Genomic DNA, 25,703 nt, shown 5'->3' with positions numbered 1-25,703 from the left:
ACCGGTCCCGCCCCTTCCGCCTGCTTGCCCGATATTTGTCGTTTGTTCATGCGGATCCTGCGCCTACCTTAGCTGTGAGGGATCGCAGGAGACAGCACGTGCAAGTCCAGACCTCCAAACCCGTTACGTCCGTGGATCTGACCGATGCTTCCGGTGATCCGTGGCATGCCCTGACAGCGGAGGCCGCTGCAGATCGATTGAGTGCCGGCCCGGAGGGGCTGTCCTCAATCGAAGCGGCGGAGCGGCTGACCCGCTACGGGCCCAACGACCTGCCGGAACAGGCCGCACGGCCCGCAATCGTCCGGCTGCTCGCGCAGTTCAACAACGTGCTGATCTATTTTCTCATCGCGGCTGCAGCTGCGGCCCTGTTGCTTGGCCATCCGATTGATGCGGGTGTCATCCTTGCCGTGGTGCTGGCCAATGCCATCGTGGGCTTCGTGCAGGAGGGAAAGGCGGAACAGGCGCTTTCCGCCATCCGGGAGCTGATCGCGCCCCATGCCATCGCCTTGCGGGATGGCGAGAGGGTGGAGGTCGACACGCGCGATCTTGTCCCGGGGGATGTGGTGCTGCTGGAGGCGGGGGATCAGGTGCCCGCCGATCTCCGCCTGCTGCGCGCGCGGCATCTGGTGATCGACGAGTCCATCCTGACCGGCGAGTCCGTTCCCGTGCAGAAGGACACCCGGCCCGTTGCTGCCGCTGCCGCGATCGGCGACCGCTCCGACATGGCATTCTCCGGCACGCTGGTCGCGACGGGGCAGGCGCAGGGGCTGGTGGTCGGCACCGGCCCGCGGGCCGAGATCGGGCGGATCAGCGTGATGATCGGCGAGGTGGAGACCGGAACGACACCGCTCCTCCAGAAGATCAACCGCTTCGGACGACAGTTTACGCTGGTCGCGCTTGTCGGTGCGGTGGCCGTGTTCCTTTATGCCCATTTCGTCGATGCCTATGGCTGGGAGGAGGCGCTGCTGATCTCGGTCGCGCTGGCCGTCGGAGTGATCCCGGAGGGCCTGCCCGCCGTCATCACCATCACGCTGGCCATCGGGGTGCGGCGGATGGCTGCGCGCCACGCCATCATCCGCAAGCTTCCGGCGGTGGAGACGCTGGGCGCGACGCGCACGATCTGCTCCGACAAGACCGGCACGCTCACCCTGAACGAGATGATGGTTGCGCGCATCATAACGCCTGAGGGTGATTGGCAGGTGGAGGGCGCAGGCTATACGCCCGAGGGCCGGTTCCTCCGCAACGGGCAGGAGGTCTCTGCGGAGGGCGCCGTGCGCCTGCTTCGCGCGGGGATGCTCGCGAACGATGGCAAGCTCATCCAGCGGGAGGGAACCTGGCGCGTTGCAGGCGACCCGATGGATGGTGCGCTGCTCGCCGTGGCCGCCAAGGCCGGGATGGGAGAGGTCGAGCGGGAAACGGAGCCGGTGCTGGACGGAATTCCGTTCGATGCGGAATACCGCTTCCTCGCGGTGCTGACCGGCGGCCCCGAGGGGCGGATGATCCGGGTGAAGGGCGCACCGGAGGCGGTGCTTGCCATGTGCGACAGCGACAGCGCCGGGCCGCTCGACGCAGCGCTCTGGCAGCAGCGGATCAACGCGCTGGCGGAGGCGGGCCAGCGGGTGCTTGGCTTTGCCGAGCGTCCGGCGGAGCGCGATGACCTGACGATGACGGATATGGAACGCGGGTTCACCTTCCTCGGTATCGCCGGGTTCATCGATCCTCCCCGGCCGGAGGCGACGGAGGCGGTCGCCCTATGCCGCTCGGCGGGGATCGGGGTGAAGATGATCACGGGGGATCACGTGCTTACCGCCCGGGCGATTGCCGGGCAGCTTGGCATGGCGGAGAACCCGCTGGCGACAACCGGCGCGGAGGTCGAGGCACTGACCGATGCCGATCTTGCCGATGTGGCGGAACGCACGACGGTTTTCGCGCGCACCAGCCCCGAGCACAAGCTGCGCATCGTGCGTGCCCTGCAATCACGGGGAGAGGTTGTCGCCATGACGGGTGACGGGGTGAACGATGCACCCGCGCTCAAGCAGGCGGATGTCGGTATCGCGATGGGCCGGAAGGGGACGGAAGCCGCGCGTCAGGCAGCCGAGATGGTGCTGACCGATGACAACTTCGCCACCATCGTCGCGGCCGTGAAAGAGGGAAGGACCGTTTTCGACAACATTCGCAAGGTCATCTCCTGGACGCTGCCGACCAACGGCGGCGAGGCGGTAGCGGTGATCGTCGCGTTGCTGCTGGCCTGGCCGGTGCCCATGTCGGCGGTGCAGATCCTGTGGATCAACCTGATCCTGTCGGCGACGCTGGGCCTGGTCTTGGCCTTTGAGCCGCCGGAACCGGATGTGATGGAACGCAAGCCACGCCCTGCCGGGGCGCAACTCCTGACCCCCTTCATGCTCTGGCGCGTGGTTCTGGTGTCCTTGCTGTTCGCCATCGGCGTATTCGGGATATCGGCCTATGGTGCCGCCCGGGGCTATGATCTGGCCGGGCAGCGGACGCTTGCCGTGAACGCCGTGGTGGTGATGGAGATTTTCTACCTCTTCAACGTCCGCTATATGCATGTCCGCTCCCTCCGGGCGGTTGGCTTCAAGGGGACGCCGGCGGTGCTGGGTGCTGTGGCGGTGGTCGTGGTGGCGCAGCTTCTGTTCACCTATCTGCCGGTCATGCAGCAGTTGTTCGATACCCGCCCGCTGACGCTGCTGGACGGGGCGGTGGTGATCCTCTTCGGTCTGGCGGTGTTCGTAATCTGCGAGCTGGAGAAACAGATATTCCTGCGCACCGGCCTGATGGCGCGGATGGAAGACGGCGTCTAGCCCGCCAGTTCGGAAAGCGGGGCGGACAGGCGGCAGTAGAAGCCCTCCGGGCGATACTGGATGTCCGCCGCCGCCTGTCCGCCGCCTGTCAGCCCGGAGGCAATGAGCCGCGTGCCGAAGCTGGAGCGGGCGGGCGGGGCAACGCGGGGACCGCCGCTCTCCCGCCATTCCATGACGGCGTCCTGATCCTTGATCGACCAATGGATCGCGATACGGCCTGCGTCAGAGGAGAGGGCGCCGTATTTCACCGCATTGGTGACCAGTTCATGCAGCACCAGCGCCAGATGGAGCGCAGACCGCTGACCAACCCGAAGTTCCGGCCCCGAGGCGCAGATGCGCTCGGGCTCGAACTCGCCGAAGGCGAGCGCGCCCAGCACCACATCCTCGAACCGCGCGCCGTTGGTATCACCAAGCAGGAGATGCTCATGCGCCGCGCCGAGCGCCCGGATGCGTGACAGAAGCGCGGTCCGGGCGCCCTCGATGTCGCGGGAGGTACGGAAGGTCTGGTTGACCAGCCCGAGCACCAGCGTCACCGTATTCTTCAGCCGATGGCCAAGCTCCTGATGCAGCAGACGGTCCCGCTCCTCGCGCTCCACCCTTGAGGTGATGTCGCGGGCGGCACCGATCAGCCATGCGGGACGCCCGTCGTGCCGCGTCATGCGGACACCGCTGAGCATGACATGGCGCATGATGCCGTCGTCGATTCCCTTCACCCGGATGGGGAAGCTCACTCCCTCCCGGTTTTCGGTGAGGAGGAGGGCCGCGGCTTCCCTCCGGGCGCGGCGGCGATCCTCGTTGGGGATGGCGCGGAGCACCTGGGCAAAACCGATGGGACGCGCGCCGATCACGCCGAACATGCCCCGAAGGTTGTCATCCACCGTCACATCGCCCGTCGCCGGGTCAAAGTCCCAGACGCCCAGCTCCGCCAGACGGTTGGCCAGCCGTCGCCGCTCCTCCTGCTCCACGAGCCGTTGAAAGAGCCGCCGCCGTTCGCTCACTTCCGTCACGAGCAGCAACAGCCGGTCGTCCGCCAGCCGCCGGAAGCGGGCTTCGAACCATTCCTTTCCGCCGCGCGGCCCCGGAAGCTCCAGCCGCTGCATAGGCGCATCGGGCATGAGCGTTGCTGCGGCGGCGAGAATCACGGTCGCATCGGGCCAGAGCGCCAAAAGACGGTCCGACACGTCATTGTTCACAAAGACCCGAAAGGCCTTGTTTGCATTTTCGATGAGCAGATCGCTCGCCTCGCCAGTATCGTCGGTGAGGAAGCGACCGATCAGCAGGCCGGAATCGGCCTGCTCGAATACCGTCTGGGCTGCAACCGCGTCCAGCATGTTGCGCATCCTGAGCCTGATCAGCCGGGCGAAACGTTCCAGATGAGCGATCTCTGCCTCGGCCCAGCCCGCCGGCCCCTCGCGCCGCAGGATCAGGAGACCGCGCCGGTCCAGGTCCACGAAAAGCGGAAAGGCCAGATAGCTGCCGGAAGTCTCGGTCGAGAGGATGCGGCGGATGTCCGTCGGAAGATGCGCCGCAGGCAGCGTGACCGCCCTGCAGGAAGGGAACATGCGTTCATAGACGCTTGCGGTGACGGGGACATAGCCTTCCGGGTGGCGGAGCAGGCCACGCCCGGCGAAAACCCTCGCGCCGAGAGGGCAGAAGGCAAGCACGGCCGCCACCTGCGACTGTGCCGCATCCGCAGCCAGCGCGAGGATCTCCTCCAATTCCGCATCCACAGGAGTTCTCTCGAGTGAAGGTGGACAAGCGGGGAGAGTGAGCGGATTGTCGATCCTCATGCCATCTCCTCTTTCGAACACATTTGTTTTAAAAGATGCTAATCGCCTTTGGCGTGTAGACGCAAGCGCTAGCTCAGGGTAACTCGACTTCAACCTGTACTTTTGACGGTTTCATGACAGAGCTGCTGATCCTTCGCCACGGCGAAACGTTTTGGAACCGGGAGCGGCGGATGCAGGGTCGGCAGGATTCCGCACTCACACCGGTGGGGAAAGCACAGGCTGTGGCGATTCACCGCCTGCTGCAAGCGAATCGGCGCGATTGGCGGGGGTGGCGATTCCTTTCCAGCCCGCTGGGCCGGGCACTGGATACGGCCGAAATCGCACTTGCCCCGCTTGGCCCCGTGGAGGTGGAGCCGGACCTGCGGGAAATCGGCATGGGGGCGTGGGAGGGGTTGACGCTGGAGGAGATTGCGCATCGCTGGCCCGCTTCCGCCACATTGTCCAACCCGCTCGCGTGGTATGCCGCAGCGCCGGGAGGAGAGCCGCTTGCCCATCTGCGCGCGCGGGCAGAGGCGGTTCTGGCGCGGCTTGACGGCCCAGCCGTTCTGGTCACGCACGGGTTCTTCTCCCGCTATCTGCGCGGGGCCGCCCTTGGTCTGGCGGAGGAGGAACTGCCCTATCTGGAGGACCGGCAGGGCGTGGTATGGCGCATTCAGGCAGGACGCATGGAGACCCTGACCGCCTGAGCTATGTCCGCTGACGCGCCTGTTTCCAGCGGCGATGGATCCAGAACCACTGGTCCATATGCTCCCTGACCTGCGCCTCCAGGCTGTCGTTCAGCGCCTGTGTCATCGTCATGGGATCGGTATGATCCAGCGGCGCCTCGATCCACATGTCGAAGTCCAGACCGTTGTCCTTGCGGATGACATAGCCGGGCGCGATCACCGCATCGTAACGCAGCGCGAGTTCCGCGGCGGAAAGCGAGGTATGCGCCGGATGACCGAAGAAGGTCAGCGCGGGCTCCCCCGTCATCGCCTGATCGATCAATATCGCCACCAGCCCGCCGGAGCGCAGGAAGCGCAGCATCTCCGCCATGCCTCGCCGGGAGCGGGGGAACAGCGGCTTGGACAGCGATTCCATCGCGGCGACATAGCTGTCGTGAAAGAGGGGATTGTCCATCGGCCGGTAGAGCGCGCCTACCTTGTAACCCTTCGCCGCCAGAACCGGGCGGGCCGCGTTGAAATTGCCGAAGTGACCCGACACGATAATTACCGGACGCCCCGCAGCCTGTGCCGCAGCGACCGCATCCACACCGGGACCACGAACCGGAGTGCCGGAGACGCGGGCCAGAAACTCCTCTCCAGAGAACAGTTCGACAAGGCTGCGGCCGACATTGTCGGGAACGTCGCGGCAAAGGCGCCGCACCTCGGCCGGATCCATGTCGGGAAAGATGAGCGCGAGATTTTCCCGTATGCGCTTGCGATAGCCCGCGACCGGGGCCACGAGCCGGGAAAAGACCCATCCGGCCAGCGGGATGCGCCGCTCGTAAGGGATCAGCCGCAGCCCACCCATCAGGATGCGGCCGACGATGTCGGTGATCCGGTCCTTTGCGCGGATACGTGTCCCTTCTGCGGCGTCTTCCTGCGGCATGCCACCCTCTAGTCTGCGGCGACCTGCTCCTGCCGCGCCCGCGTTTCGCGGTGCCACACATAAAGTCCTGCTCCGACGATCACAAGCGCGCCCACGCCCACCCAGATATCGGGAATCTCTCCGAAGAAGACATAGCCCCATACGGTAGCAAACAGGATGCCGATGTAGCCGAAGGGCGCGATCACACCCGCATCGGCCAGCGCGAAGGCGCGGATCATGAAAAGCTGCGCCAGCGTTCCGGCGATGCCCACACCTGCAAACAGCAACAGGCTTCCCGCGGCCGGTGTCACCCATTGCCACGGGAGGAGAAGGCTTGTCAGCAGGGTCGCGATGGCGCCGGACCAGAACATCGCCGTCCAGACATTCTCGCTCCGTCCCACCTTGCGGGTGGCGAGCGCGAAAGAGGTGTAGCAGACGGCACCGATGAGGGGCAGGAAGGCGGCAGGGGTGAACATGGAGCTTCCCGGCCGGATGATGATGAGCGCGCCAAGCAGCGCCAACACGATGCCCACGATCCGCCGCGGGCCGAGCTTCTCACCGAAGATCAGCGCCGCGCCGAGCGTGATGAGCACCGGGTTCAGGTCCATGATCGCCGTCGCCTCCGCCAGCCCGATGTAGCCGAGGCTCAGGAAGAAGAACGCCGCCGCGCCAAGCTGACTCACCGCACGAAGGCTGTGCAGACCAAGATGGCGGGTCCGTGCGATAGCGGGAATTGCCGTACGGAAGATGAGCAGCACGATCAGGAACTGCCCGGCGTTCCGCGCCCAGACGATCTGCCCCACAGGATGCCCGGCAAGCCGAAGCGCCTTGCCCATCGCGTCCAGCACGGAAAAGCAGAGCATCGCCGCCAGAATATAGGCGATGCCCGTCGCGGTGGCGGACAGGGGGCCTCTTGCCATTCCTCAACCGTGCCTGCGGCTGTAGAGCATGAGCAGGTAGCCCGCACAGGCACAGCAGGTGATGCCGAAGATCAGCGGCACCGGCGTCCCGTCGAAGGCCAGACCGATCGGCACCGCGATCAGCACCGCGATCACCGTGGAAACCGCGCCGATGACGGAGGCCGCGATACCGGCGATGTGGCCCAGATGCTCCAGCGACAGGGCGTTCAGGTTGCCGAAGATGAAACCGTTCAGGAAGAACACGGAGGCGGCCCAGCAGAAGAAGGCGGGGAAGGGGTGGCTTTCGAATACGCCGATCCGCCAGAGCGTGAACATCACGACCGAAAGCACCGCCTGTATCAGAAACGCGGTGGAAGCCATCCGCCGCATGCCGAAGCGCATCACCAGCGTCGCGTTCAGCGGTCCCGCCGTGCCTGCGATCAGCGCCTGCGCCGCGAACCAGAGCGCGAAGCTTTCGCCCATGCCGAAGCTCACGTCATAGATCTGCTGGACGGAGGAGATGAAGCCGAACAGCGGCCCGAAGCCAAGGCTCAGCGCCATCAGATAGACGAGCACCAGCCGGTTGCCGAAAATCTCCCGCATCGCGCTGCCGATGGCGCGGAAGGAGAAGGGGCGGCGGTGGCTGACCTCCAGCGTCTCCGGTTGGCGGGAGAGCAACCACAGCGCCATCACCACGCCTGCGAACACCAGAACGAGGAAGATGGAACGCCATCCCGCAAGGTGGATCACGAAGGTGCCGAACAGCGGCGCGATGGCGGGCACGAGGATGAACAGCGTCATGACGAAGGACATCACCCGCGCCATCATCCGCCCCTCATACCTGTCCCGCACAATGGCCACGCCGACGATCCGGGGCGCGGAGGCTCCGATGCCCTGAAGGAAGCGCGCGACCAGCAGCACTTCGAACGTGTGGGAGAGATAGGCCGTGAGCGAGCCTATGATGTAGATCGCCACGCCGATCACGATGATCCGGCGGCGGCCGAAACTGTCTGACAGCGGCCCCGCGAAAAGCTGACCCAGACCGATCCCGGCCATGAAGACCGTGATGATGATCTGCGCCCGATTCGGGTTGGCGAGATCCAGATCACGTGCAATCTGCGGCAGCGCGGGCAGCATCGCATCAATGGAAAGCGCGATGGTCGCGAACATCATCGCGATCAGCGCAACGAACTCGCCGAAGGGCGGCTGCGTCCGCGGATTGAAAAGTCCGCCACGCCGTTGGGTGGAGAGGAGCGAGCCAGCCATCGGGGGCGCTTTCCGGTTTGCGCCCCTCGCCGTTAGGTGAGTTGGGCCTTGATCTGCTTAATCACGTCCGCCCACACTTCCACCGGCTGAGCACCGGTGAGAACATGGGTGTCCGCGATGACGAAGGTCGGAACTCCTTGCACCCCGCGATCACGGGCGTGCTGAATTCTTCCCCGAATCTCCTCCCGATCCGCGTCGCTGTCAAGCAGACGGAGAATCATTTTGCGATCGAGCCCGGTTTCGCCCGCGATGTCGGCCAGAACGTCATGTGACCCGATGTCGCGGCCCTCCCGCCAATGGGCGCGGAACAGGGCAGAGACGACGGGCGTCTGCCGCCCCTCCAGCCCGGCCCAATGGATCAGCCGGTGCGCATCAAGCGTGTTGGGCTCCCGCGTGATGGCCACGTAGTCGATGAGGGCGCCCGCCGCCTTCGCCGCCTCCGTGACCTTTACCAGCACTTGGCTGGCCCGCTCGGGAGCACCGAACTTCAACCGGAGGAAATCGGCATAGGGGATCCCGCCTGCAGGGATCTCCGGGTTCAGCTGGTAGGGATGCCAGGCGACGGTGAAAGGCTGCGAGGCATCTGATTCGAGCGCCCGGTCGAGCAGCGTCTTGCCGATGTAGCACCACGGGCAGACCAGATCCGAAATGATGTCGAGCGTAACCATCGCATCCTCCTGAGTTCAGACGGGGTTACGGTATGAGACCGGCCCGCGCAAGTCGCATCAGAACCAGCCCTGAACCCAACGTGCACCGCCCGAGATGTCATCGCCCACACCGGCCACCGTGTTGCATCCGCCAAGCGCAAGAAGCGCCGCGACAAGAAGGTAACGTGTCATCTGCCTGCCCGTTCTGCCGTTTATTGTTTTGTTTCGAACCACCAGACATCCGGCTGGAAGCCCGGCCAGTCGCCATAGACCGGCAGGGTCCGTGGATGCCTCAACCCCTCGACATGCGCAACCCGCGAGCGGTCGGCGAACCACAGGGGAATCACGTAACGGCCAGTGGTAAGCGCCCGGTCGAGCGCTTGAACGGCGGTTCGGAAATCCTCCGTCGTCCGTGCGGCGAGCAAGGTGGAGATCATGTCGTCCACCGCGCGCGAACGGATCCCCATGATGTTGCGGCTCCCCTGCATCAGTGCCTCTTCCGAGCCCCAGTAAAGCCGCTGCTCATTGCCGGGTGAAAGGGAGAGCGCGCGCGTTACCGGCGTCATCGCAAAGTCGAAGCGGTTCGTGCGCTCCGTATACTGGGCGCTGTCAACTTGGGTGACGCGCATGTTTATTCCAATCCGTGCAAGAGCTTGCCGGTAAATGGTGACAGCCGACATGAGGTCACCGGACCCAAGCGGCATCAGAAGCTCGAATGAGAAGGGCTCGCCCGCAGCGTTGCGAAGTGTCCCGCCGCCATCCACTTCCCAGCCTGCTGCGGAAAGCTGTTGCATGGCGCGGCGGAGATTGAGCCGGTTCGCCGCCGTGCCGTCCGCGACCGGAAGGGCATAGGCATCCAGTGCATCCGGTGTCAGCTCCGTCACATAGGGGCGGAGCAACTCCGCCACGCGCCCCTCCGCCGGGCCATGATCCATTGCCAAAGGTGAGTTGGAAAAGTAAGATGTGATGCGGGGTTCCGTGCCGCCGTTGACAGTCTGGTTTATGAATTCGAAGTTGAAGGCTTGGATCAGCGCGTCCCGCACACGCCAGTCCGCGAAAAGCGGATCGCGCGTGTTGAACGCCAGCCCGTAGATACCGGATGGACGATGATGCGGAATTTCCTCGCGCACCATGCTGCCATTTCTCATGGCGGGGAAGTCGTAGGCGCGCTGCCAGCGGGCGGGATTCTGCTCCCGGTAGCTGGTCAGCACGCCCGCCTTGAAGGCTTCGAACATCGCGCCGCCGTCACCGAAATATTCCACCCGCACTTCATCCAGATTGTGAAGTCCACGGTTGAAGGGCAGGTCTTTTCCCCACCAATCCGGGTTCCGCCGGAAGGCGATGGATCGTCCCGGCTCAAAACCCGCAACGACGTAGGGGCCGGAGCCGATCGGCACGACGGAAAGCCCTGATGTGGCGAAGTCCCGACCCTCCCACTGCGCCTTCTTGAGCACCGGGCGCAGGCCCAGAAGCAACGGCAACTCCCGGTCCGGCGCCGAGAAGGTAAACCGCACGGAGCGCGGTCCTGACTGCTCCGCCATGGCGATCCGGTCCGCTGCGACGCGATAACGGGGATGACCCTGTTCGGAGAGGGTGTTGAAGGACCACAGCACATCCTCCGGCGTCACCGGGGAGCCGTCGGAAAACCGCGCGCCCTCCCGAAGCGTGAATTCGACCCAGGAGCGGTCGTCATCCGTTTCAATCGATTCGGCAAGCAGACCGTAAAGCGTGAAGGGTTCATCGATGCTCCGCGCCATCAGGGTTTCCACGGTAAGTGGCGACAATTGGAATGGAGCACGGCCTTTCAAGATAAACGGATTGAGCGAGTCGAATCCGCCCACTTCGCCGGTAACGATTCGTCCACCTTTAGGTGCAAGGGGATTGGCATAGGGCAGGGCCGAAAAATCCGGGGGCAGTGCAGGTTCGCCATACATCGCAATTCCATGCCGTGGTTCCGCCCCCGCATGACAAGCCCATGTCGCGATTGCCAAAACCGCAATCAAACTACGCAATTTCTGGCCTGATTGCCGGTATCGTCCGCTGAAGTGCATCTGCCCATGTCTTTATTGTTTGACGTGACGCTACCTTCCGGCGGCTGTCTTTTCAAACTTTTACCTTGGACAGCGAATGCAGAGGGCGTATAACAACCTCACTGCTCGATAGGTTTCTTGCCTGTATGAAACCTGCCTCATACTACGCCCGCCTTGTGCGGGCGTTTTTTTTGCGCTCGCGCTCTGCGGTGCGACAATCCGGGCGCAACGTCATCTGGCCTTTGCGTCGCCGGGGCCTATTCTGCTCCCTGCGTGGAACATCTGGGAGAGACGCATGACGCTCAAGGGTAAGACGGCCATCGTGACGGGTTCGACCTCCGGCATCGGGCTGGCCATCGCGCAGGAACTCGCGCGGCAGGGTGCCGACGTGGTGCTGAATTCCTTCACCGACCGCGAGGAGGACCATGAGATCGCCCGGCGCATCGCGGAAGAAACGGGGGTCGCCGCCCGCTATGTGAAGGCGGACATGTCCAAGGCCGCGGATTGCCGGGGGCTGATCGAGACCGTGGGGGCCTGCGATATCCTCGTCAACAACGCGGGCATCCAGTATGTCGCGCCGGTCGATGAATTCCCGGTCGAGAAATGGGACGCGATCATCGCGATCAACCTCACATCCGCGTTTCACACGACGGCAGCGGCGCTTCCCCTGATGCGGGCGGCCGGCTGGGGGCGGATCGTCAACATCGCCTCCGCACACGGGCTGCGGGCCTCGCCCTACAAATCGGCCTATGTCGCGGCGAAGCATGGTGTTGTCGGCTTCACCAAGACGGTAGCATTGGAAACCGCGCGGGAGAGGATCACCTGCAACGCCATCTGTCCGGGTTACGTCCTGACCCCGCTGGTGGAGGCGCAGATCCCCGACCAGATGAAGACCCACAAGATGGACCGCGAAACCGTCATCAAGAATGTGATGCTGGAGCGCCAGCCCTCCCGCGAATTCGTCACCGTGGACGAGATCGCCGGCACGGCGGCCTTCCTGTGCAGCGACCATGCAGCCCAGATCACCGGTACGACCATATCGGTCGACGGGGGATGGACAGCGGAGTAATCTAATGCGCGACACCTCCCACGAACGGCCGCGCCGCAAGCGCATCAACCTTGCCCTGCAGGGCGGAGGCGCGCATGGCGCGTTCACCTGGGGGGTGCTCACCCGCCTTCTGGAGGAGGATGAGATCGAGATCGCCGCCATCTCCGGCACGTCGGCGGGCGCCCTGAACGGGGCCGCGCTGAAAGCCGGGCTGGCGGGCGGGGGCCGGGCGGAAGCGCAGGAGCATCTCGACTGGCTCTGGGCCCAGATGGGTGCTGTCACCGACATGCGCCTGACCAACTGGATGACCGCGCTCTGGCCCGCCGCGCCTCTGATCGCCCGCATGGCGGAGGTCTGGCTGAGCGTCGGGACGGTGGACTATCTGAGCCAGATCGTCAGCCCCTATTCCTACGGGCCAGCCTACATGAACCCGCTGGAACGCGTGGTGAAACGGCTGCATTTCGAGAAGGTCCGGGCTGACAAGGGGCCGCGGCTTTACGTTTCGGCGACCAATGTCCGCACCGGCAAGATCCGTATCTTCGACAGTTGCGAGATTACCACGGAGGTCATCCTTGCCTCCGCCTGCCTGCCGACGATCTTTCAGGCGGTGGAGATCGATGACCCGCAGACCGGGCGGCGCGAGGCCTACTGGGATGGCGGCTATGTCGGAAACCCGGCGCTCTTTCCGCTCTACGATCCGGCTCTGCCCGATGACATCGTCATCGTGAACATCAACCCCATGACGCGGGAGGCGCTGCCCATCACCCCGCTCGACATCGAGAACCGGGTGAACGAGATCAGCTTCAACGCATCCCTGCTGCGCGACCTGAGGGCGATCGCCTTCGTGAAGGAGCTTATCGCGGAGGGGAAGGTCGCGCGCGGGGCGATGAAGGATGTGAACGTCCACATGATCTCTGACGACGCGCTGATGAACGACCTCTCGGCCACGACGAAGCTTCTGCCCACGCCGTTCTTCCTCAATGGTCTGCGGCAGGCGGGTTGGGCGGCGGCCGACCGGTTTCTGGCTGAGCACATGGAGGATCTCAACCAGCGATCGACCGCCGATATAAGCGCAATGCTCTAAGGCTTGCTGAAAAAGTCGCGGGTTTACCTAGCCTTGCGTTGAGCACCGGAAGATCGGTCCGGTCACGCGCCAAAACCTGCGGTTTCCGGGAAGTTCTTCAACCGTGTAGGGAAGATCTCCGCCCCGGAGCAACCTCGGAATACTCTTTCAGCGCCCTGCTAGCCCTGCGGGGAGAGGGCGCGGGAGATCGCCGCGGCAAGGCGCGCATTGGAGAGAACGAGCTGGATATTCGTGGCGAGCGAGCGTCCCTCCGTGAGATCGAAGATGCGGGAGAGGAGGAAGGGCGTCACTTCCTTGGCGGCGATGCGCTGCGCCTCCGCTTCCGTCAGGGCCTGTTCTATGGCGGGGATCATCTCCTCCCGCGGGATTTCGTATTCCGCAGGCACCGGATTGGCGATGAGCTGCCCTCCGCCGAGCCCCAGTCCCGTGCGCATGGCATGGGCGGCCGCGATCTCCTCCGCCGTGTCCATGCGGAGCGGCGAGGGCAGGCCGGAGGAGCGCGACCAGAAGGCCGGGAAGTCATCCTGTCCGAAGGTGATGACCGGGACGCCTTCCGTCTCAAGAACCTCCAGCGTTTTCGGCAGGTCGAGGATGGCCTTGGCACCGGCAGCGACCACGGTCACGGGTGTGCGGGCCAGTTCCTTCAGGTCGGCGGAGATGTCGAAGCTGGTTTCGGCCCGACGATGGACGCCACCGATGCCCCCCGTGGCAAAGACTGCGATGTCCGCCATATGAGCCGCGATCATCGTTGCGGCAACGGTGGTTGCGCCAGTGCGGCGCTGTGCGAGACAGGCCGCGAAATCGGCGCGGGAAACCTTCATGACGTCCTCCGCGTGCCCAAGCGCTTCCAGCTCCGCCTCCGTCAATCCGATGTGGATCATGCCGTCGAGCAGGGCGATGGTGGCGGGAACGGCCCCTGCGGCCCGCACTTCCGCCTCCACCGCGCGCGCGGCTTCGACATTCTCGGGATAGGGCATGCCATGAGTGATGATCGTCGATTCGAGCGCGACGACAGGAAGGCCACGCGCCTTCGCGTCGGCGACTTCGGGGGCATAGATCAGGGGCAGGTCCAGGGGGATCATGGCGTCTCTCCGGTTGCGGCGGCGGGCGCCGAGATGTGATGGGCCGCGGCAGAGAGGGCGGCGGCAAGTGCCGCTTCCACAGGCAGGCCCCGAAGCTCAGCCGCCATATGGGCGGCCACGAATGTGTCGCCTGCGCCGGTCACGCGCGCAACCCGAACCTGCGGGGGAAGGGCGCTGTACTCGCCCTCCCGGCTTGCGGCGGCGACTGTGCGGGGGCCGTCCGTCACCACGACACGACATGCGCCCGCCGCGCGAAGGGCGCGGGCCGCATCCGCCGCATCCTTCAGCGGACGCGACACGATCTCCTCCGCTTCCGCGCGGTTGAGATAGACCGTCGCGCGGGGATGGCCGAGCAGGGGCAGGAGGCGCCGGGCCTTGCCTGGCCCGGCGGGCAGCAGGCGCAGATCCATGCGCACCAGCGCAGGCACGGCAGAAAGCGCCGTGAGCGTGGCGGCGGGCAGGTTGCTTTCCACCAGAAGGGCCTCGGGCGGATCCGAGAGGCAGGCAACCGCTGTGGTGAGGAGGGCGGTTCCCGCGGCTTCCAGCGTACGGCTGTCAGCCACGGCGGCGACGAGGCCCGTTTCATCCTCAATGGCAAGATAGCGGTCCGCCGCATCGTCAGGCCGACGGAGGACATGGTCCACCCCGACACCCGCCCGCCGCGCTTCGGCAATCAGCGCGTCCCCCTCCGAGCCGCTGCCCGTGGCCGAGATCAGGCTCGCCCGCAGGCCTTGGCGGACAAGGGCGCGGGCGACATTGAACGCGACACCCCCCGGCAGGCGCGAGATACGCCCCGGCACGTCACCTCCCCGTGTGAGCGGGCGCACCGCATGGGCAATGACATCCCAGTGAAGCGCGCCAAGACAGAGGATGAAAGGAGTACCGCCGGTCATGCCTCTTCAATGGCAGGGAGGCGGCGCGCGGACAAGGGAGCAGGAGAACCTCTCTTGCAAATGTCCCGCACAGGTCTTATATGCGCGCTCACTTCACAGGCGAGGCTCGGGCCCTCGGGGGAGACATCCCCGAAAGGTCCACCGGTTGGGGAAACCCTATTGGCTTCGCCGCGGCGTAAACCGGAAAGGAAAAGACATGGCGCTTCCTGATTTCTCCATGCGTCAGCTCCTCGAAGCTGGCGTTCACTTTGGTCACCAGACCCAACGCTGGAACCCGCGCATGGCGCCGTATATCTACGGCGACCGGAACGGCATCCACATCATCGACCTGACGCAGACCGTTCCCATGCTGGACGCGGCGCTGAACGTCATCCGTGAGACCGTCGCCAAAGGCGGCCGCGTGCTGTTCGTTGGCACGAAGCGCCAGGCCTCCGGCGCGATCGCGGAAGCTGCTGAAAAATCGGCGCAATACTACATGAACCACCGCTGGCTGGGCGGCACGCTGACCAACTGGAAAACCGTTTCCCAGTCGATCCAGCGTCTGAAGCAGCTCGACGAAGTGCTCTCCACCGGCGCTGAAGGTCTGACGAAGAAAGAGCGTCTCCACATGGAGCGCGAGCAGTCGAAACTTCAGGCCTCCCTCGGCGGTATCCGCGAGATGGGCGGCGTGCCGGACCTGCTGTTCGTCATCGACGTGAACAAGGAAGACCTCGCCATCGCGGAAGCCCAGAAGCTCGGCATCCCGGTCGTGGCCGTGGTCGACACCAACTGCTCGCCGAAGGGCGTGGACTACGTGATCCCGGGCAACGACGACGCGGCCCGCGCGATCGCTCTCTACTGCGACCTTGCGGCGCGTGCGGCTCTGGACGGCATGTCCGCCCAGCTCGGCGCTGCCGGCGTTGACCTGGGCGCGCTGGAGGATGCTCCGGCCGAAGAGCTCGACGAGACGCAGGACGCCTGATTTCGGTCCGGCTCCCGCCGGATCGTCATACCTTTGTTGCCGGGAGGGCTCATCAGCCTTTCCCGGCATTTTCGAGACAGAAGGAGAGCCCCGATGGCGATCACCGCCCAGATGGTTAAGGAACTGCGCGAATCCACCGGCGCAGGCATGATGGACGCCAAGAAAGCCCTGACCGAAACCGATGGCGACATGGAAGCGGCCGTTGACTGGCTGCGCACCAAGGGCCTCGCAAAAGCGGCGAAGAAATCGGGGCGCGTGGCTGCCGAAGGTCTCGTCAGCGTCGCCGTTGACGGCGGTCGCGGCGTTGCGATCGAGGTGAACTCGGAGACGGACTTCGTCGCGAAGAACGCCGACTTCCAACAGCTCGTACGCGAGATCACCAAGGTTGCGCTCGAAACCGGTGAGTCGGTCGAGGTCGTCAAGGCCGCCGATCTGAACGGCAAGACGGTGGACGAGGTGCTTACCGAGGCGATCGCCCGCATCGGCGAGAACATGACTCTCCGTCGGCTGCACGTTCTGGAAGGCGACACGGTCGTCTCCTATGTGCACAACGCCGCGACCGACGGCATGGGCAAGATCGGCGTGCTCGTCGCGCTGAACGGACCGGCCGAGAAGGCGCAGGAGATTGGCAAGCAGATCGCCATGCACGTCGCCGCGACCAACCCGGCGTCGCTCTCCGACAAGGACATCGACCCGGCGCTTGTTGAGCGCGAGAAGCATGTCCTGAGCGAGCAGGCCCGTGAATCCGGCAAACCGGAAGCGGTGATCGAGAAGATGATCGAGGGCCGGATGAAGAAGTTCTTTGAGGAAGTCACGCTCCTCGGTCAGAAATTCGTCATCAATCCCGATGTGACCGTTGCCGAAGCGGCCAAGGAAGCTGGCGTCGAAGTGACCGGTTTCGTCCGCGTCATGGTGGGCGAGGGCGTCGAGAAGAAAGAAGAGGACTTTGCTGCCGAGGTCGCCAAGACTCTCGCTGGCTGAAGTCGGCTCCATATCTTGTCTAGTGCGCGGTGCAGCCTGAAAAGGCTGCACCGCTGGCATTTCGGCCCCTTGGGAAGACCGATTTACCAGACGAAATGACGCCATGAAAACGACGCCCTTCCGCCTTGGAGAGGATGGTCCTGAAATACCCAGTTTCCCCGCCCCACCGTGTCCCACGGCCAAAGCCGCCACTCTCGGAACTGCTACAGGTTGGCAGGTCGGACGGGAAACTAAAGTGGGGGAATCCATACCCTTCGCTATGTTGCAGCGAAAAGTTAGTCCGCTTCCCACGGCTTGAGCGTATTCTCCGCGTATGCATGATTATTAGGCAAAAGGGCAGGCGGCCCTGACTGGATAAGTTGAGAAGAGAGCGCTCGCGCCACCGCTTGCGCCGTCGTTTCGGCGCCCAGCATCTCTCGCGCAAGCCTAAGGTGCTTCTCCGCCGTGGCTCTGCTGATCCCGAGGAGAGCTGCGATATCCTGAACCGATTTTCCCGCCGCAGCCCATTCCAGAACTTCCCGCTGGCGCCTGGTCAACACCGCAGTCACAACCGACGGCACCGTCAACGCCTTCAGGTGGAAGACGCGGGTAAGCAGCAGAAGGAAGTCCGCTTTCTCTGCCCAAATCCGTTCCATATCGGCTTGGGTAGCCGTATCGCGGCACGTCATCAGGTCGATTGCGGCACGTCTACGGCTGCCAGTTTCGCCTAAGGCGATCGTAATTCCACCACGAATTCCATAGCTTTTCTGCAGGTCGAGCATCTTCTGCTCTTCGGACGACAGCTCGCCCCGATTGCGTCTGCGATAGATCTCGGACCACAGCAGAACACCCGAATTATTGGCGACCCATCTTACGATGGGGGAGCAGAAAAAATTTTTTCCGCCGTACGCCTGGCAAAAGCTCTTGTCGAGGTTGCTGATGAGCATCGTGCCCGCCGGTGAGGCGCGGAGAGGATACCCCGGTGCAGGCCTTGCCTGGCCAAAAAGAATGGCATCAAACCCCTCTGCCACCAGTAGTCTGGTGTAAATCTCCCAGAGATCTTCAAAGTTTGAGGAATCGAGAAGTGAGTTAATCTTGTCGAAGTCTATCATTAGAATTTTGAAAAGTGGAAAGCCGGACTCCATCTTTACGACGGCACCGGCTTCTTCAAGAGTTTGCTTAAAAATAGGTAAACTACACTAAGAAAATTCAATAGCTGCGTCGAAAGCGCCAGACTTAGGGGTCAATCCAAGGCGGCCTCGGCTGCGGAGCGGAGTGCCGAAATATTGCGGCCATAAACGTCCGGCTGCTCTACCGAGCCACCCCGGAAGGCGGCGGAGCCGGCAACGAGGACATCCGCGCCAGCGGCCGCGACAAGTGGTGCTGTCTGCGGATCGATTCCCCCGTCAACTTGCAGATGGATAGGCCGGTCACCGATCATCTTCCGCGCGTCGCGCACTTTGTCCACCAGCGCGGGAAGGAACTTTTGGCCGCCGAATCCAGGATTGATCGTCATGACGAGGATAAGGTCGATTGCGTCGAGGATATGCTCCAGTCCAGCAAGAGGCGTCGTGACGTTCAACGCAACGCCGGCCTTTTTGCCCTGTGCACGAACGGCCTGAAGCGAGCGATGAAGATGCGGCCCGGCTTCCGCGTGGATGGTCAGAAGATCGGCGCCAGCCTTTGCAAAGGCTTCGATATAAGGGTCTGCGGGGGAGATCATCAGGTGAACATCCATGAACGTCGTCACATGGGGCCGGATCGCCGCCACGACATTCGGTCCGATGGTCAGGTTGGGCACGAAGTGGCCGTCCATGGGATCGACGTGGATCCAGTCGGCGCCCTGAGCCTCGATCGCGCGTATTTCCGCTCCGAGGTTGGCGAAGTCCGCCGAGAGGATGGAAGGCGCGATTTTGATCGAACGGTTGAAGGTCATGGTGAGCTCCTCTGCAGCGAGTCCGCAAAGTCCATGCCAGATACCGAGCGGCAACGGAAGTTGAACCTGCATATATTACATAATCAATGCTATTGTATCTCTGTATAACAAGACGGGACGCGCTACCCTGAACTGCGACTTTTGATCTGTGACAGGATGTTGGAAACCGAAAGGACATCCTGAATGAAGCGACGCTACAGCCATTTGACGCTTGCCGACAGACGGCAGATCGAACGCTAACGGCTGATGAAGATGAGCGGCGAGGAAATCGCGCGCAAGCTCGACCGTCACCGCTCGACGGTGTTCTGCGAGCTGCGCCGCAATCGGCATCACGATGCCGAGATCCCCGAATTGACCGGCACCATCGAAGATCGCCCATGAACGGGACATGCGGGCAGTGAAGTAGCCCAAACTGTAGGCAGGAAGAAGAAAAGCACCGCCTCACGGCATGAATCGAAAGAAAATGTCTTTTCAGTGAGAAATTTTACCATACAGTCAAAATATCCGAACAGGGAGAAACCGAAATGGAAGTGGGTGTCTTCATTCCAATCGGCAACAACGGGTGGCTGATCTCCGAGACAGCGCCGCAGTACAAGCCGACATTCGAGTTGAACAAGCAGATCACGCTCGCTGCTGAGCGGCACGGTTTCGACTTTGCCCTGTCGATGATCAAGCTGCGTGGCTTCGGCGGCAAGACGGAGTTCTGGGATTACAACCTGGAGAGCTTCACGCTGATGGCGGGCCTGGCGGCCGTCACCTCGCGGATCAAGCTGTTCGGCACAGCGGCGACGCTGGTGATGCCTCCTGCCATCGTTGCGCGCATGGCAACGACGATCGATTCAATATCCAACGGACGTTTCGGCATAAATCTTGTCACTGGCTGGCAGCGGCCGGAATACAGCCAGATGGGTCTGTGGCCCGGCGACGACTATTTCGGCGACCGGTATGAATATCTTGGGGAATATGCGACTATTCTCAAGGAATTACTGGAAACCGGCCAATCCGACATGAAAGGCCGCTATTTCCAGATGGAAGACTGTCATATGAAGCCGGTGCCGGAGGGAGAGGTGAAGATCATCTGCGCCGGCTCTTCGGATAAGGGCATGGCATTCTCCGCACAATATGCCGATTACAGTTTCTGTTTCGGCGTTGGCGTCAATACGCCCGCTGCTTTCGCCCCAACAAATCAGAGACTGCTCGCCGCGACCGAAAAGACCGGGCGCGACGTGCGTTCCTTTGTGCTGACGATGATCATTGCGGAGGAGACGGCAACAGAGGCCTGGGCCAAATGGGAGCTTTACAAATCCGGCGCGGATGAGGAGGCGATCAAATGGCTGGGGCTTCAGAGCGCCGCAGACACGAAATCCGGCGCTGATACCAACGTGCGGCATATGTCCAGCCCGGTGTCCGCCGTCAACATCAACATGGGCACGCTCGTCGGCTCCTATGAGGAGGTGGCGGCCATGCTGGACGAGATGGCGGAGGTTCCGGGAACGGGTGGCGTCATGCTCACCTTCGATGATTTCCTTGAGGGGGTGGAGAAGTTCGGCACGCGCGTCCAACCGCTGATGAAATCCCGCCGGCATATCCATGCAGAGGCGGCGGAATGAGCGCGCCTGTGGATACGCGCGCCGGTCGTGAAGCCGGGCGCAGCGTGACCCTGCCCTCCCGCCCCGAGGCGCTGATCGTCAATCCCGATGAGACGGCGGTCGTGGTTGTGGATATGCAGAATGCCTACTCCACTCCCGGCGGTTATGTGGATCGCGCAGGCTTCGACATTTCCGGTTCCCGCTCTGTGATCGATAATATCGCGCGGGTGGTGGAAGCCGCGCGGGCGGCGGCGATACCGGTCATCTATTTTCAGAACGGCTGGGATCCCGACTATGTCGAGGCAGGCGGCCCGGGCTCCCCGAACTATCACAAGTCCAACGCACTCAAATACATGCGGGCCAATCCTTCGGCAAAGGGTGAGCTTTTGTCAAAGGGCGGCTGGGATTACGCCATCGTGGATGAGCTGGTGCCGCAGGCAGGCGACATCGTGGTGCCGAAGACGCGTTATTCCGGCTTTTTCAATTCGACCATGGATTCCACGCTGCGTGCGCGGGGCATCCGCAATCTGGTGTTCGTTGGCATCGCCACGAATGTCTGCGTGGAATCGTCGCTCCGCGATGCGTTCCATCTGGAGTATTTCGGCGTGGTGCTGGAGGATGCGACCCATCATCTGGGGCCGAAGCTCATGCAGGATGCCGCGATCTACAATATCGAGACCTTCTTCGGCTGGGTCTCCACCACCGCCGACTTCTGCGGTGCGATCGGTCAGATCGCACCCAGCGATGCGACCGTCTGAGAGAGGATCATCATGCCCAAGGAAATCGTCGTCCCCGCCGGCAGCGGCAAGCCGCTCGCCCCCTATTCGCCCGGAACCAAGGCGGATGGGGTCGTCTATGTCTCCGGCACCCTGCCCTTCGACAAGGACAACAACGTCGTTCACGTGGGCGATGCAGCGGCCCAGACGCGGCATGTGCTGGAACTCATCAAGTCGGTGATCGAAACGGCGGGCGGCACGATGGAGGATGTGACGATGAACCACATCTTCCTGACGGACTGGTCCAATTATGGTGCCATCAACACGGTTTACGCGGAGTTCTTTCCGGGTGACAAACCGGCGCGTTACTGTGTGCAGACGGGTCTGGTGAAGCCCGACGCGCTGGTCGAGATCGCCACCGTCGCGCATATCGGCAAGTAGATTGCGCTTCGATATCCATGAGGGGCCGGAGGGGGCGGAGACAGTCGTCCTCTCCTCCGGTCTGGGCGGATCCGCGGGATACTGGTCGGCCAACCTGCCCGCGCTTACGGCGCGCCACCGTGTCGTGACCTACGATCATCGCGGCTGCGGGCGGACGGGCGGCTCCGTGCCGGAGGGCACGACGATCACCGATATGACTGATGATCTGGAGGAGGTGCTCGATGCCTCCGCCACGAAGCGCGCCCATATTGTGGGTCATGCCCTCGGCGGGCTGATCGGGCTGGACTTGGCCCTTCGCGCGCCGGAACGTGTGGCGAGCCTGACGCTCATCAACGCGTGGAGCCGGGTGGATGGCCAGTCGCTGCGCTGTTTCGAGACACGGCTTGCCCTGCTGGATCACGCGGGTGTGCCTGCATTCATCAAGGCGCAGCCGCTGTTTCTCTATCCTGGCGAGTGGATGGCTGCGCGCCCCGAACACATGGCGGCGGAGGAGGCGCATGGCATCGCGCATTTTCAGGGAGCAGAGAATGTGAGGCGCCGCATCGCCGCCCTTGCCGCCTTCGACCGCGACGACCGGTTGGGAGAGGTCGCCGTCCCGGTTCTGGTTCTGGCGACGCGGGACGATCTGCTTGTCCCGTGGAGCCGCTCCACCCGGCTGGCGGAGGGGATAGCGGGTGCGCGGTTCGTGCTGGAACCGGAGGGCGCGCATGCGGTGAACGTCACGCGGCCGGAGCGGTTCGACACCATTCTCGCGGACTTCCTGCGCGGTGTCTGACTACTTGCTTTCGCGGCGTTCGTCGCGAGAGCGTTTCGGGCCACTCTCCAGCCGCTCGGCAAAGGCGAAGCGGGCCTCCGGCGTCATCGCCGCGATCCGGTCGAGAAGCAGGCTCTGCCCCATCCGAAAGCTTTCGTCGGCCCGCTGTCGCTGCGCCTCGAACAGCTGCTGGACTGCCGCCCGGTCGAACGGTTCCACACGCAAGAGGCCAGAGAGGGCCTGCCGTTCCTCCTGCATCCGCCCGCGGAAATTCGTGTCGCGGCTTTGCGTGATGAAAGCGCGCCTGAGCGCTTCGCGATCCTCTTGGGCAAGCGCATAGGTATAGGGTCCAAAGCCGATTCCGCCCGGCGGAGGGCCTCTGTGAAAGAGGTAGGCCCCCACCAGAAAGCCCGCGACGATGAGGTTGAGCCCAAGCGAGGCCACGAGCACCAGGCGTGTCGTGCGGCTCATGCGGAGCGGGGTTTCGGTCGTCATCTCATTCCTCCGCCGCTGCCATGTCAAAGGGCGCGGCCATCAGATCAATGGTGGTGTTCTCGGCGGTGTCCGGCAGGGCCTGTGCAGCGAGGCCGCGCACGGCTTCCGGCATTGCGATGCCGAGCCAGAGCCCCGCGACGGTCGCCGTCGCCAGCCCCGTGACGCCCTGCCATCCGCCCAGCAGGGCGAACCACCTGCGCCGTGGGGGGGGCTCTGCCCTTGGCCGGGATGCCGTGGCGATATCCCTGTGCTCGCGCTCCGCATCCGCCAAGACCCGCGCGAGCAACTCTCCGTCGGGCGTGGGAGACGCCGCCCTGCCTGCCGCGAAGAAGACATCCAGTTCGGGAAAATCGTCCCCGCCGGTTTCCGTATTGCGATCAGCCATGTCGATACCCCAGTTCTTCACGCCGCCCGGCGAGCCGCGCCGCCAGCATACGTTTGCCCCTTGCCAGAAGGCTTTCCACCGCTTCCACCCCTATCTCCATCACCGCAGCGATCTCCGGGTTCGACAGGCCTTCCAGATGGCGCAGCACCACCGCCTGCCGTTGCCGCTCCGGCAGGAGGGCCAGCGCATCCTCCAGCGCGCGGGCCCTGTCGGCCTCCATCAACCCTTCGTCCGCGCCGGGCCGGTCGTCCTCAGGTTCCGCGATCTGGTCCAGGGCCACGCCGCGCCGCCGCCGGAGACGGTCGGTGCAGAGGTTGGAGGCCACGCGGTAGAGCCAGGTGGAGACTTGCGCCTCCCCTCCCCGCCACTCGGCGGCGATGCGCCAGAGCCGGAGCATCGCCTCCTGCGTGACATCCTCCGCCTCCGCCCGGTCGCCCAGCATGCGTGCCGCGAAGGAAAGGACGCGCGGCGTCAGCCGCAACGTCAGCACACGCGCAGCGGCGGCATCGCCGTTGGCGTAGAGGACGAGCAAGGTCTCGTCCGGCACGTCAGACGACATCCTGCAGGAGACGAGGCGCCTGGGACGGGCCAACTGGAAACGCTCGGTCGGTTACCATGTCCGAAGTCGGGTAGAGGCGCGGATGAATTGCCTCAAGGCATTTGGCGAGCGCATCGCCTCACGCGACCCGGATCGGCAGACCGCAGAAATCCAGATCCGCATCGCCATCATGAACAGATACAACACACTCGGCACAGCCGACATCACAGCCGTTGGCTGAGCGTAAAGCGGGAAAGGGTCAGTTCGGACTCCAACCGATTAACGCAACAACGCCCATTCATGCAAAAAAGGGGCAGGATTTCCTGCCCCTATAATGCTCTTCTTAACGATCAGCGATCTTTGCGCGGCAGGTCGCGATCGGTGCGGTCATCTTCCACCTCGACCTCCGTATGCCGGACGCTGTCAGAGATGGTTTCCCGGTGGGTGTCGCTGGTTTTGCGAAGGCCGATCTCTTCCACGACGCGGGCGTCTTTCGAGACAACGGCTTCCTCGCGATGCTCTTCAGCCTCGATCGTACGGTCCTGAAAAGCGTCGGTGGCGGTCACAGCGCGATCAACGGGCCGACGTTCAAGTTCGACGCGCTCTTCACGCAAATCGATGCTTTCGCTTACCGGCTCTTCGACAGTGTAGGCACGAACGCGTACATGCCCGCGGTTCGTGTCGCGCTTGCCCACGCGAAGCCGCTCCTCGACCACCGAAATTGTCTCATCGTCGCCCAGGCTGCCGGTGCCCACCGCCGCTGGAACCGCGCCGGCGCCTGCTCCCGTCGTCGCAGCATAGGGACTTGCTTCATAGCCACCCCAGCCCTCAGAGCGCCAGCTTTCCTCACGCTCGTTGATGTTGACCGTGCCCTCGTCATCGAGAATGGTCGATGCCATCTCATACTCGCCGGTCGTGAGCCCCGTCACGGTGACAAGATAGCCACCACGCGACAGACCTTCGGCGTAAGAGTAACGGTCTTCATCCGGAAAGAAGAAGTCGCCCAGCTTTTCGAAGAAACCCTTGTTTTCTTCAGGATCGACCGTCGTGCCTGTCGAGGACGAACCCTCGACGATCTGGATTTGCGATGCTTCGATGCCTGCTTCGCGCAGCCGGGCAGACGCGATGTCCGCCTCTGAGCGACTGTCGAACAGCGCAGAAATCGTAGTCGAACCGTTAGCTTCGATGTCAGGATTATAAGTCATGGTCTACTGTCCTTTCAGGATAGGTTCTGAGGATGCTCACGCGTCATCCGAAGGAATACGTTCGATGACGGCCGTTTGCTTTCGCGTCGTGACGGGCACCTCCACGGTCTCCCGCCGCTCGGTGCGCCGGATGTGGATCTCTTCCTTGAGATAAAGCTGCCGCGTGACGACAACGCGTTCTTCGACGACCGGAATGATCGTAAGATCGTCATCAACGATCACATCGGGCATATGGTCGATTGCGCGATTGATGGAGACACGCGTAACTTCGACGTCCAGCGCGGAGAGATCGAGCGGGACCAGGGAATCAATACTCGACGTTTCCGTAGTGACCCGCACGCGGCCGGTGATGCGCCGATCGGCCGTGACCGTGGCCGTCTCCGCTACAAGCGGAAGAAATTCTGTATGTTCATCGGTCACTGCATCATCCTCGTTCAGGAATAGGAAACGCGCTCGTACGCAGAGACGTTCCGTAAGCCGAAAGATTGCAAACAACGAAGGCGGCAATCCGCCGAGAGGAGACAGAGGTGGAAGCGATCGGAATATTAGGCTGAATGTCGTCGTCGTCGACACAGGAACCTGCATTCCCCAAGTGG

At 63.5% G+C, this 25,703-nt stretch carries 27 protein-coding genes and 1 pseudogene; 12 read left to right on the top strand and 16 right to left on the bottom strand.

The genetic code is table 11. From position 1 onward, the window contains the following. The first annotated feature begins 98 nt into the window (after positions 1 to 98). Positions 99 to 2,819, top strand: a complete 2,721-nt coding sequence (locus CDV49_RS00970; RefSeq protein ID WP_256947186.1) for an HAD-IC family P-type ATPase — start codon at positions 99 to 101, stop codon at positions 2,817 to 2,819. Here the strand turns inward: CDV49_RS00970 and CDV49_RS00965 are convergent. Further along, positions 2,816 to 4,609 carry a sensor histidine kinase gene (locus CDV49_RS00965; protein WP_088213715.1) on the bottom strand — a complete coding sequence of 598 codons (1,794 nt, stop codon included), beginning with the start codon at positions 4,607 to 4,609 and terminating at the stop codon, positions 2,816 to 2,818. The genes CDV49_RS00970 and CDV49_RS00965 overlap by 4 nt on opposite strands. Before the next feature lie 113 nt (positions 4,610 to 4,722). Here CDV49_RS00965 and CDV49_RS00960 point away from each other — a divergent pair, with 113 nt between their 5' ends. After that, positions 4,723 to 5,295, top strand: a complete 573-nt coding sequence (locus CDV49_RS00960) for a histidine phosphatase family protein (RefSeq protein WP_088213714.1) — start codon at positions 4,723 to 4,725, stop codon at positions 5,293 to 5,295. A 1-nt stretch (position 5,296) separates the two neighbouring features. Here the strand turns inward: CDV49_RS00960 and CDV49_RS00955 are convergent, their stop codons facing one another. From CDV49_RS00955 to CDV49_RS00930, 6 genes are read right to left on the bottom strand one after another with little or no spacing between them, the layout of a single operon-like run. Beyond that, a complete protein-coding gene (locus CDV49_RS00955; protein WP_088213713.1) occupies positions 5,297 to 6,199 on the bottom strand; it encodes a lysophospholipid acyltransferase family protein in 903 nt (300 codons plus the stop codon). An 8-nt stretch (positions 6,200 to 6,207) separates the two neighbouring features. Next, complete coding sequence (locus tag CDV49_RS00950; RefSeq protein WP_088213712.1) at positions 6,208 to 7,098, bottom strand: DMT family transporter; 891 nt, start codon at positions 7,096 to 7,098, stop codon at positions 6,208 to 6,210. A gap of 3 nt (positions 7,099 to 7,101) precedes the next feature. Next, positions 7,102 to 8,343: a multidrug effflux MFS transporter gene (locus CDV49_RS00945; RefSeq protein WP_088213711.1), complete on the bottom strand. Its 1,242-nt coding sequence runs from the start codon at positions 8,341 to 8,343 to the stop codon at positions 7,102 to 7,104. Positions 8,344 to 8,375: 32 nt separating this feature from the next. Continuing rightward, positions 8,376 to 9,011 carry a DsbA family oxidoreductase gene (locus tag CDV49_RS00940; RefSeq protein ID WP_088213710.1) on the bottom strand — a complete coding sequence of 212 codons (636 nt, stop codon included), beginning with the start codon at positions 9,009 to 9,011 and terminating at the stop codon, positions 8,376 to 8,378. 57 nt (positions 9,012 to 9,068) lie between these two features. Next, positions 9,069 to 9,182, bottom strand: a complete 114-nt coding sequence (locus CDV49_RS00935; protein ID WP_084683926.1) for an entericidin EcnA/B family protein — start codon at positions 9,180 to 9,182, stop codon at positions 9,069 to 9,071. Positions 9,183 to 9,202: 20 nt separating this feature from the next. Beyond that, positions 9,203 to 11,041: an extracellular solute-binding protein gene (locus CDV49_RS00930; protein ID WP_373447776.1), complete on the bottom strand. Its 1,839-nt coding sequence runs from the start codon at positions 11,039 to 11,041 to the stop codon at positions 9,203 to 9,205. Positions 11,042 to 11,315: 274 nt separating this feature from the next. On the opposite strand from CDV49_RS00930, the gene CDV49_RS00925 reads away from it, so the two are divergent. After that, the gene (locus CDV49_RS00925; protein ID WP_088213708.1) at positions 11,316 to 12,089 is read left to right on the top strand and encodes a 3-hydroxybutyrate dehydrogenase; all 774 of its coding nucleotides are present in this window, start codon (positions 11,316 to 11,318) and stop codon (positions 12,087 to 12,089) included. Positions 12,090 to 12,093: 4 nt separating this feature from the next. After that, complete coding sequence (locus tag CDV49_RS00920; RefSeq protein WP_088213707.1) at positions 12,094 to 13,152, top strand: patatin-like phospholipase family protein; 1,059 nt, start codon at positions 12,094 to 12,096, stop codon at positions 13,150 to 13,152. A gap of 158 nt (positions 13,153 to 13,310) precedes the next feature. Here the strand turns inward: CDV49_RS00920 and CDV49_RS00915 are convergent, their stop codons facing one another. Together CDV49_RS00915 and CDV49_RS00910 are read right to left on the bottom strand one after the other, a co-directional pair. Further along, positions 13,311 to 14,225 carry a pseudouridine-5'-phosphate glycosidase gene (locus CDV49_RS00915; RefSeq protein WP_373447777.1) on the bottom strand — a complete coding sequence of 305 codons (915 nt, stop codon included), beginning with the start codon at positions 14,223 to 14,225 and terminating at the stop codon, positions 13,311 to 13,313. Between the two features lie 5 nt (positions 14,226 to 14,230). Further along, positions 14,231 to 15,127, bottom strand: coding sequence for a PfkB family carbohydrate kinase (locus CDV49_RS00910; RefSeq protein ID WP_088213705.1), 897 nt, complete (start codon positions 15,125 to 15,127; stop codon positions 14,231 to 14,233). A gap of 196 nt (positions 15,128 to 15,323) precedes the next feature. On the opposite strand from CDV49_RS00910, the gene rpsB reads away from it, so the two are divergent. Beyond that, positions 15,324 to 16,088: a 30S ribosomal protein S2 gene (gene rpsB, locus CDV49_RS00905; RefSeq protein WP_088213704.1), complete on the top strand. Its 765-nt coding sequence runs from the start codon at positions 15,324 to 15,326 to the stop codon at positions 16,086 to 16,088. A 93-nt stretch (positions 16,089 to 16,181) separates the two neighbouring features. After that, positions 16,182 to 17,069: a translation elongation factor Ts gene (tsf, locus tag CDV49_RS00900; RefSeq protein WP_088213703.1), complete on the top strand. Its 888-nt coding sequence runs from the start codon at positions 16,182 to 16,184 to the stop codon at positions 17,067 to 17,069. Between the two features lie 275 nt (positions 17,070 to 17,344). On the opposite strand, the gene CDV49_RS00895 is transcribed toward tsf, so the two are convergent. Further along, positions 17,345 to 18,160 (bottom strand): helix-turn-helix transcriptional regulator, encoded by an 816-nt coding sequence (locus tag CDV49_RS00895; RefSeq protein WP_179209083.1) that lies wholly within the window; start codon positions 18,158 to 18,160, stop codon positions 17,345 to 17,347. A gap of 131 nt (positions 18,161 to 18,291) precedes the next feature. Then, complete coding sequence (gene rpe / locus CDV49_RS00890) at positions 18,292 to 18,984, bottom strand: ribulose-phosphate 3-epimerase (protein ID WP_088213701.1); 693 nt, start codon at positions 18,982 to 18,984, stop codon at positions 18,292 to 18,294. Between the two features lie 252 nt (positions 18,985 to 19,236). On the opposite strand from rpe, the gene CDV49_RS20760 reads away from it, so the two are divergent. The 5 genes from CDV49_RS20760 to rutD all read left to right on the top strand — a co-directional run bounded on the left by CDV49_RS20760 (position 19,237) and on the right by rutD (position 22,505). Continuing rightward, positions 19,237 to 19,365 carry a hypothetical protein gene (locus CDV49_RS20760; RefSeq protein ID WP_256947180.1) on the top strand — a complete coding sequence of 43 codons (129 nt, stop codon included), beginning with the start codon at positions 19,237 to 19,239 and terminating at the stop codon, positions 19,363 to 19,365. A 143-nt stretch (positions 19,366 to 19,508) separates the two neighbouring features. Further along, complete coding sequence (rutA, locus tag CDV49_RS00885; protein WP_088213700.1) at positions 19,509 to 20,594, top strand: pyrimidine utilization protein A; 1,086 nt, start codon at positions 19,509 to 19,511, stop codon at positions 20,592 to 20,594. Further along, positions 20,591 to 21,331 carry a pyrimidine utilization protein B gene (rutB, locus tag CDV49_RS00880; RefSeq protein ID WP_088213699.1) on the top strand — a complete coding sequence of 247 codons (741 nt, stop codon included), beginning with the start codon at positions 20,591 to 20,593 and terminating at the stop codon, positions 21,329 to 21,331. Before rutA ends, rutB begins: the two co-directional genes overlap by 4 nt. Before the next feature lie 12 nt (positions 21,332 to 21,343). Continuing rightward, positions 21,344 to 21,730 carry a pyrimidine utilization protein C gene (gene rutC, locus CDV49_RS00875; protein WP_088213698.1) on the top strand — a complete coding sequence of 129 codons (387 nt, stop codon included), beginning with the start codon at positions 21,344 to 21,346 and terminating at the stop codon, positions 21,728 to 21,730. A 1-nt stretch (position 21,731) separates the two neighbouring features. Next, positions 21,732 to 22,505, top strand: a complete 774-nt coding sequence (gene rutD / locus CDV49_RS00870) for a pyrimidine utilization protein D (RefSeq protein ID WP_088213697.1) — start codon at positions 21,732 to 21,734, stop codon at positions 22,503 to 22,505. On the opposite strand, the gene CDV49_RS00865 is transcribed toward rutD, so the two are convergent. Genes CDV49_RS00865 through CDV49_RS00855 form a run of 3 tightly spaced genes read right to left on the bottom strand, consistent with a single transcriptional unit; the run spans position 22,506 to position 23,923 of the window. Continuing rightward, positions 22,506 to 22,979, bottom strand: a complete 474-nt coding sequence (locus tag CDV49_RS00865) for a periplasmic heavy metal sensor (protein ID WP_088213696.1) — start codon at positions 22,977 to 22,979, stop codon at positions 22,506 to 22,508. Position 22,980: 1 nt separating this feature from the next. Next, complete coding sequence (locus CDV49_RS00860) at positions 22,981 to 23,364, bottom strand: dihydroorotate dehydrogenase (RefSeq protein ID WP_088213695.1); 384 nt, start codon at positions 23,362 to 23,364, stop codon at positions 22,981 to 22,983. Further along, positions 23,357 to 23,923, bottom strand: a complete 567-nt coding sequence (locus tag CDV49_RS00855) for an RNA polymerase sigma factor (RefSeq protein ID WP_088213694.1) — start codon at positions 23,921 to 23,923, stop codon at positions 23,357 to 23,359. Before CDV49_RS00855 ends, CDV49_RS00860 begins: the two co-directional genes overlap by 8 nt. Here CDV49_RS00855 and CDV49_RS00850 point away from each other — a divergent pair. After that, positions 23,916 to 24,143 (top strand): annotated as a pseudogene (locus CDV49_RS00850) (IS5/IS1182 family transposase); the annotation flags it as partial. The gene CDV49_RS00855 and the pseudogene CDV49_RS00850 overlap by 8 nt on opposite strands. A 109-nt stretch (positions 24,144 to 24,252) precedes the next feature. Here CDV49_RS00850 and CDV49_RS00845 read toward each other — a convergent pair. Then, positions 24,253 to 25,107, bottom strand: coding sequence for a YsnF/AvaK domain-containing protein (locus CDV49_RS00845; RefSeq protein WP_035715284.1), 855 nt, complete (start codon positions 25,105 to 25,107; stop codon positions 24,253 to 24,255). A 36-nt stretch (positions 25,108 to 25,143) separates the two neighbouring features. Beyond that, positions 25,144 to 25,527: a DUF2382 domain-containing protein gene (locus CDV49_RS00840; RefSeq protein ID WP_051911503.1), complete on the bottom strand. Its 384-nt coding sequence runs from the start codon at positions 25,525 to 25,527 to the stop codon at positions 25,144 to 25,146. Positions 25,528 to 25,703 lie beyond the last annotated feature (176 nt).

This window comes from Haematobacter genomosp. 1, assembly GCF_002196855.1.
Classification (GTDB): domain Bacteria; phylum Pseudomonadota; class Alphaproteobacteria; order Rhodobacterales; family Rhodobacteraceae; genus Haematobacter.
Note: the sequence above shows the minus strand (reverse complement) of the source record. Positions and strands in the feature narration are given on the sequence as shown.

Excerpts from the sequence above, each read along its gene's own strand:
- CDV49_RS00845 (WP_035715284.1), bottom strand. The coding sequence starts at position 25,107 with ATGACTTATAATCCTGACATCGAAGCTAACGGTTCGACTACGATTTCT.
- CDV49_RS00860 (WP_088213695.1), bottom strand. The coding sequence starts at position 23,364 with ATGGCTGATCGCAATACGGAAACCGGCGGGGACGATTTTCCCGAACTG.
- rutA (WP_088213700.1), top strand. The coding sequence starts at position 19,509 with ATGGAAGTGGGTGTCTTCATTCCAATCGGCAACAACGGGTGGCTGATC.
- rutB (WP_088213699.1), top strand. The coding sequence starts at position 20,591 with ATGAGCGCGCCTGTGGATACGCGCGCCGGTCGTGAAGCCGGGCGCAGC.
- CDV49_RS00910 (WP_088213705.1), bottom strand. The coding sequence starts at position 15,127 with ATGACCGGCGGTACTCCTTTCATCCTCTGTCTTGGCGCGCTTCACTGG.
- CDV49_RS00950 (WP_088213712.1), bottom strand. The coding sequence starts at position 7,098 with ATGGCAAGAGGCCCCCTGTCCGCCACCGCGACGGGCATCGCCTATATT.
- CDV49_RS00895 (WP_179209083.1), bottom strand. The coding sequence starts at position 18,160 with ATGATAGACTTCGACAAGATTAACTCACTTCTCGATTCCTCAAACTTT.
- CDV49_RS00965 (WP_088213715.1), bottom strand. The coding sequence starts at position 4,609 with ATGAGGATCGACAATCCGCTCACTCTCCCCGCTTGTCCACCTTCACTC.
- CDV49_RS00955 (WP_088213713.1), bottom strand. The coding sequence starts at position 6,199 with ATGCCGCAGGAAGACGCCGCAGAAGGGACACGTATCCGCGCAAAGGAC.
- CDV49_RS00930 (WP_373447776.1), bottom strand. The coding sequence starts at position 11,041 with ATGCACTTCAGCGGACGATACCGGCAATCAGGCCAGAAATTGCGTAGT.
- rpsB (WP_088213704.1), top strand. The coding sequence starts at position 15,324 with ATGGCGCTTCCTGATTTCTCCATGCGTCAGCTCCTCGAAGCTGGCGTT.
- CDV49_RS00945 (WP_088213711.1), bottom strand. The coding sequence starts at position 8,343 with ATGGCTGGCTCGCTCCTCTCCACCCAACGGCGTGGCGGACTTTTCAAT.
- CDV49_RS00920 (WP_088213707.1), top strand. The coding sequence starts at position 12,094 with ATGCGCGACACCTCCCACGAACGGCCGCGCCGCAAGCGCATCAACCTT.
- CDV49_RS00925 (WP_088213708.1), top strand. The coding sequence starts at position 11,316 with ATGACGCTCAAGGGTAAGACGGCCATCGTGACGGGTTCGACCTCCGGC.
- rpe (WP_088213701.1), bottom strand. The coding sequence starts at position 18,984 with ATGACCTTCAACCGTTCGATCAAAATCGCGCCTTCCATCCTCTCGGCG.
- rutC (WP_088213698.1), top strand. The coding sequence starts at position 21,344 with ATGCCCAAGGAAATCGTCGTCCCCGCCGGCAGCGGCAAGCCGCTCGCC.
- CDV49_RS00865 (WP_088213696.1), bottom strand. The coding sequence starts at position 22,979 with ATGACGACCGAAACCCCGCTCCGCATGAGCCGCACGACACGCCTGGTG.
- CDV49_RS00960 (WP_088213714.1), top strand. The coding sequence starts at position 4,723 with ATGACAGAGCTGCTGATCCTTCGCCACGGCGAAACGTTTTGGAACCGG.
- CDV49_RS00935 (WP_084683926.1), bottom strand. The coding sequence starts at position 9,182 with ATGACACGTTACCTTCTTGTCGCGGCGCTTCTTGCGCTTGGCGGATGC.
- CDV49_RS20760 (WP_256947180.1), top strand. The coding sequence starts at position 19,237 with ATGAGCGGCGAGGAAATCGCGCGCAAGCTCGACCGTCACCGCTCGACG.
- CDV49_RS00855 (WP_088213694.1), bottom strand. The coding sequence starts at position 23,923 with ATGTCGTCTGACGTGCCGGACGAGACCTTGCTCGTCCTCTACGCCAAC.
- CDV49_RS00940 (WP_088213710.1), bottom strand. The coding sequence starts at position 9,011 with ATGGTTACGCTCGACATCATTTCGGATCTGGTCTGCCCGTGGTGCTAC.
- tsf (WP_088213703.1), top strand. The coding sequence starts at position 16,182 with ATGGCGATCACCGCCCAGATGGTTAAGGAACTGCGCGAATCCACCGGC.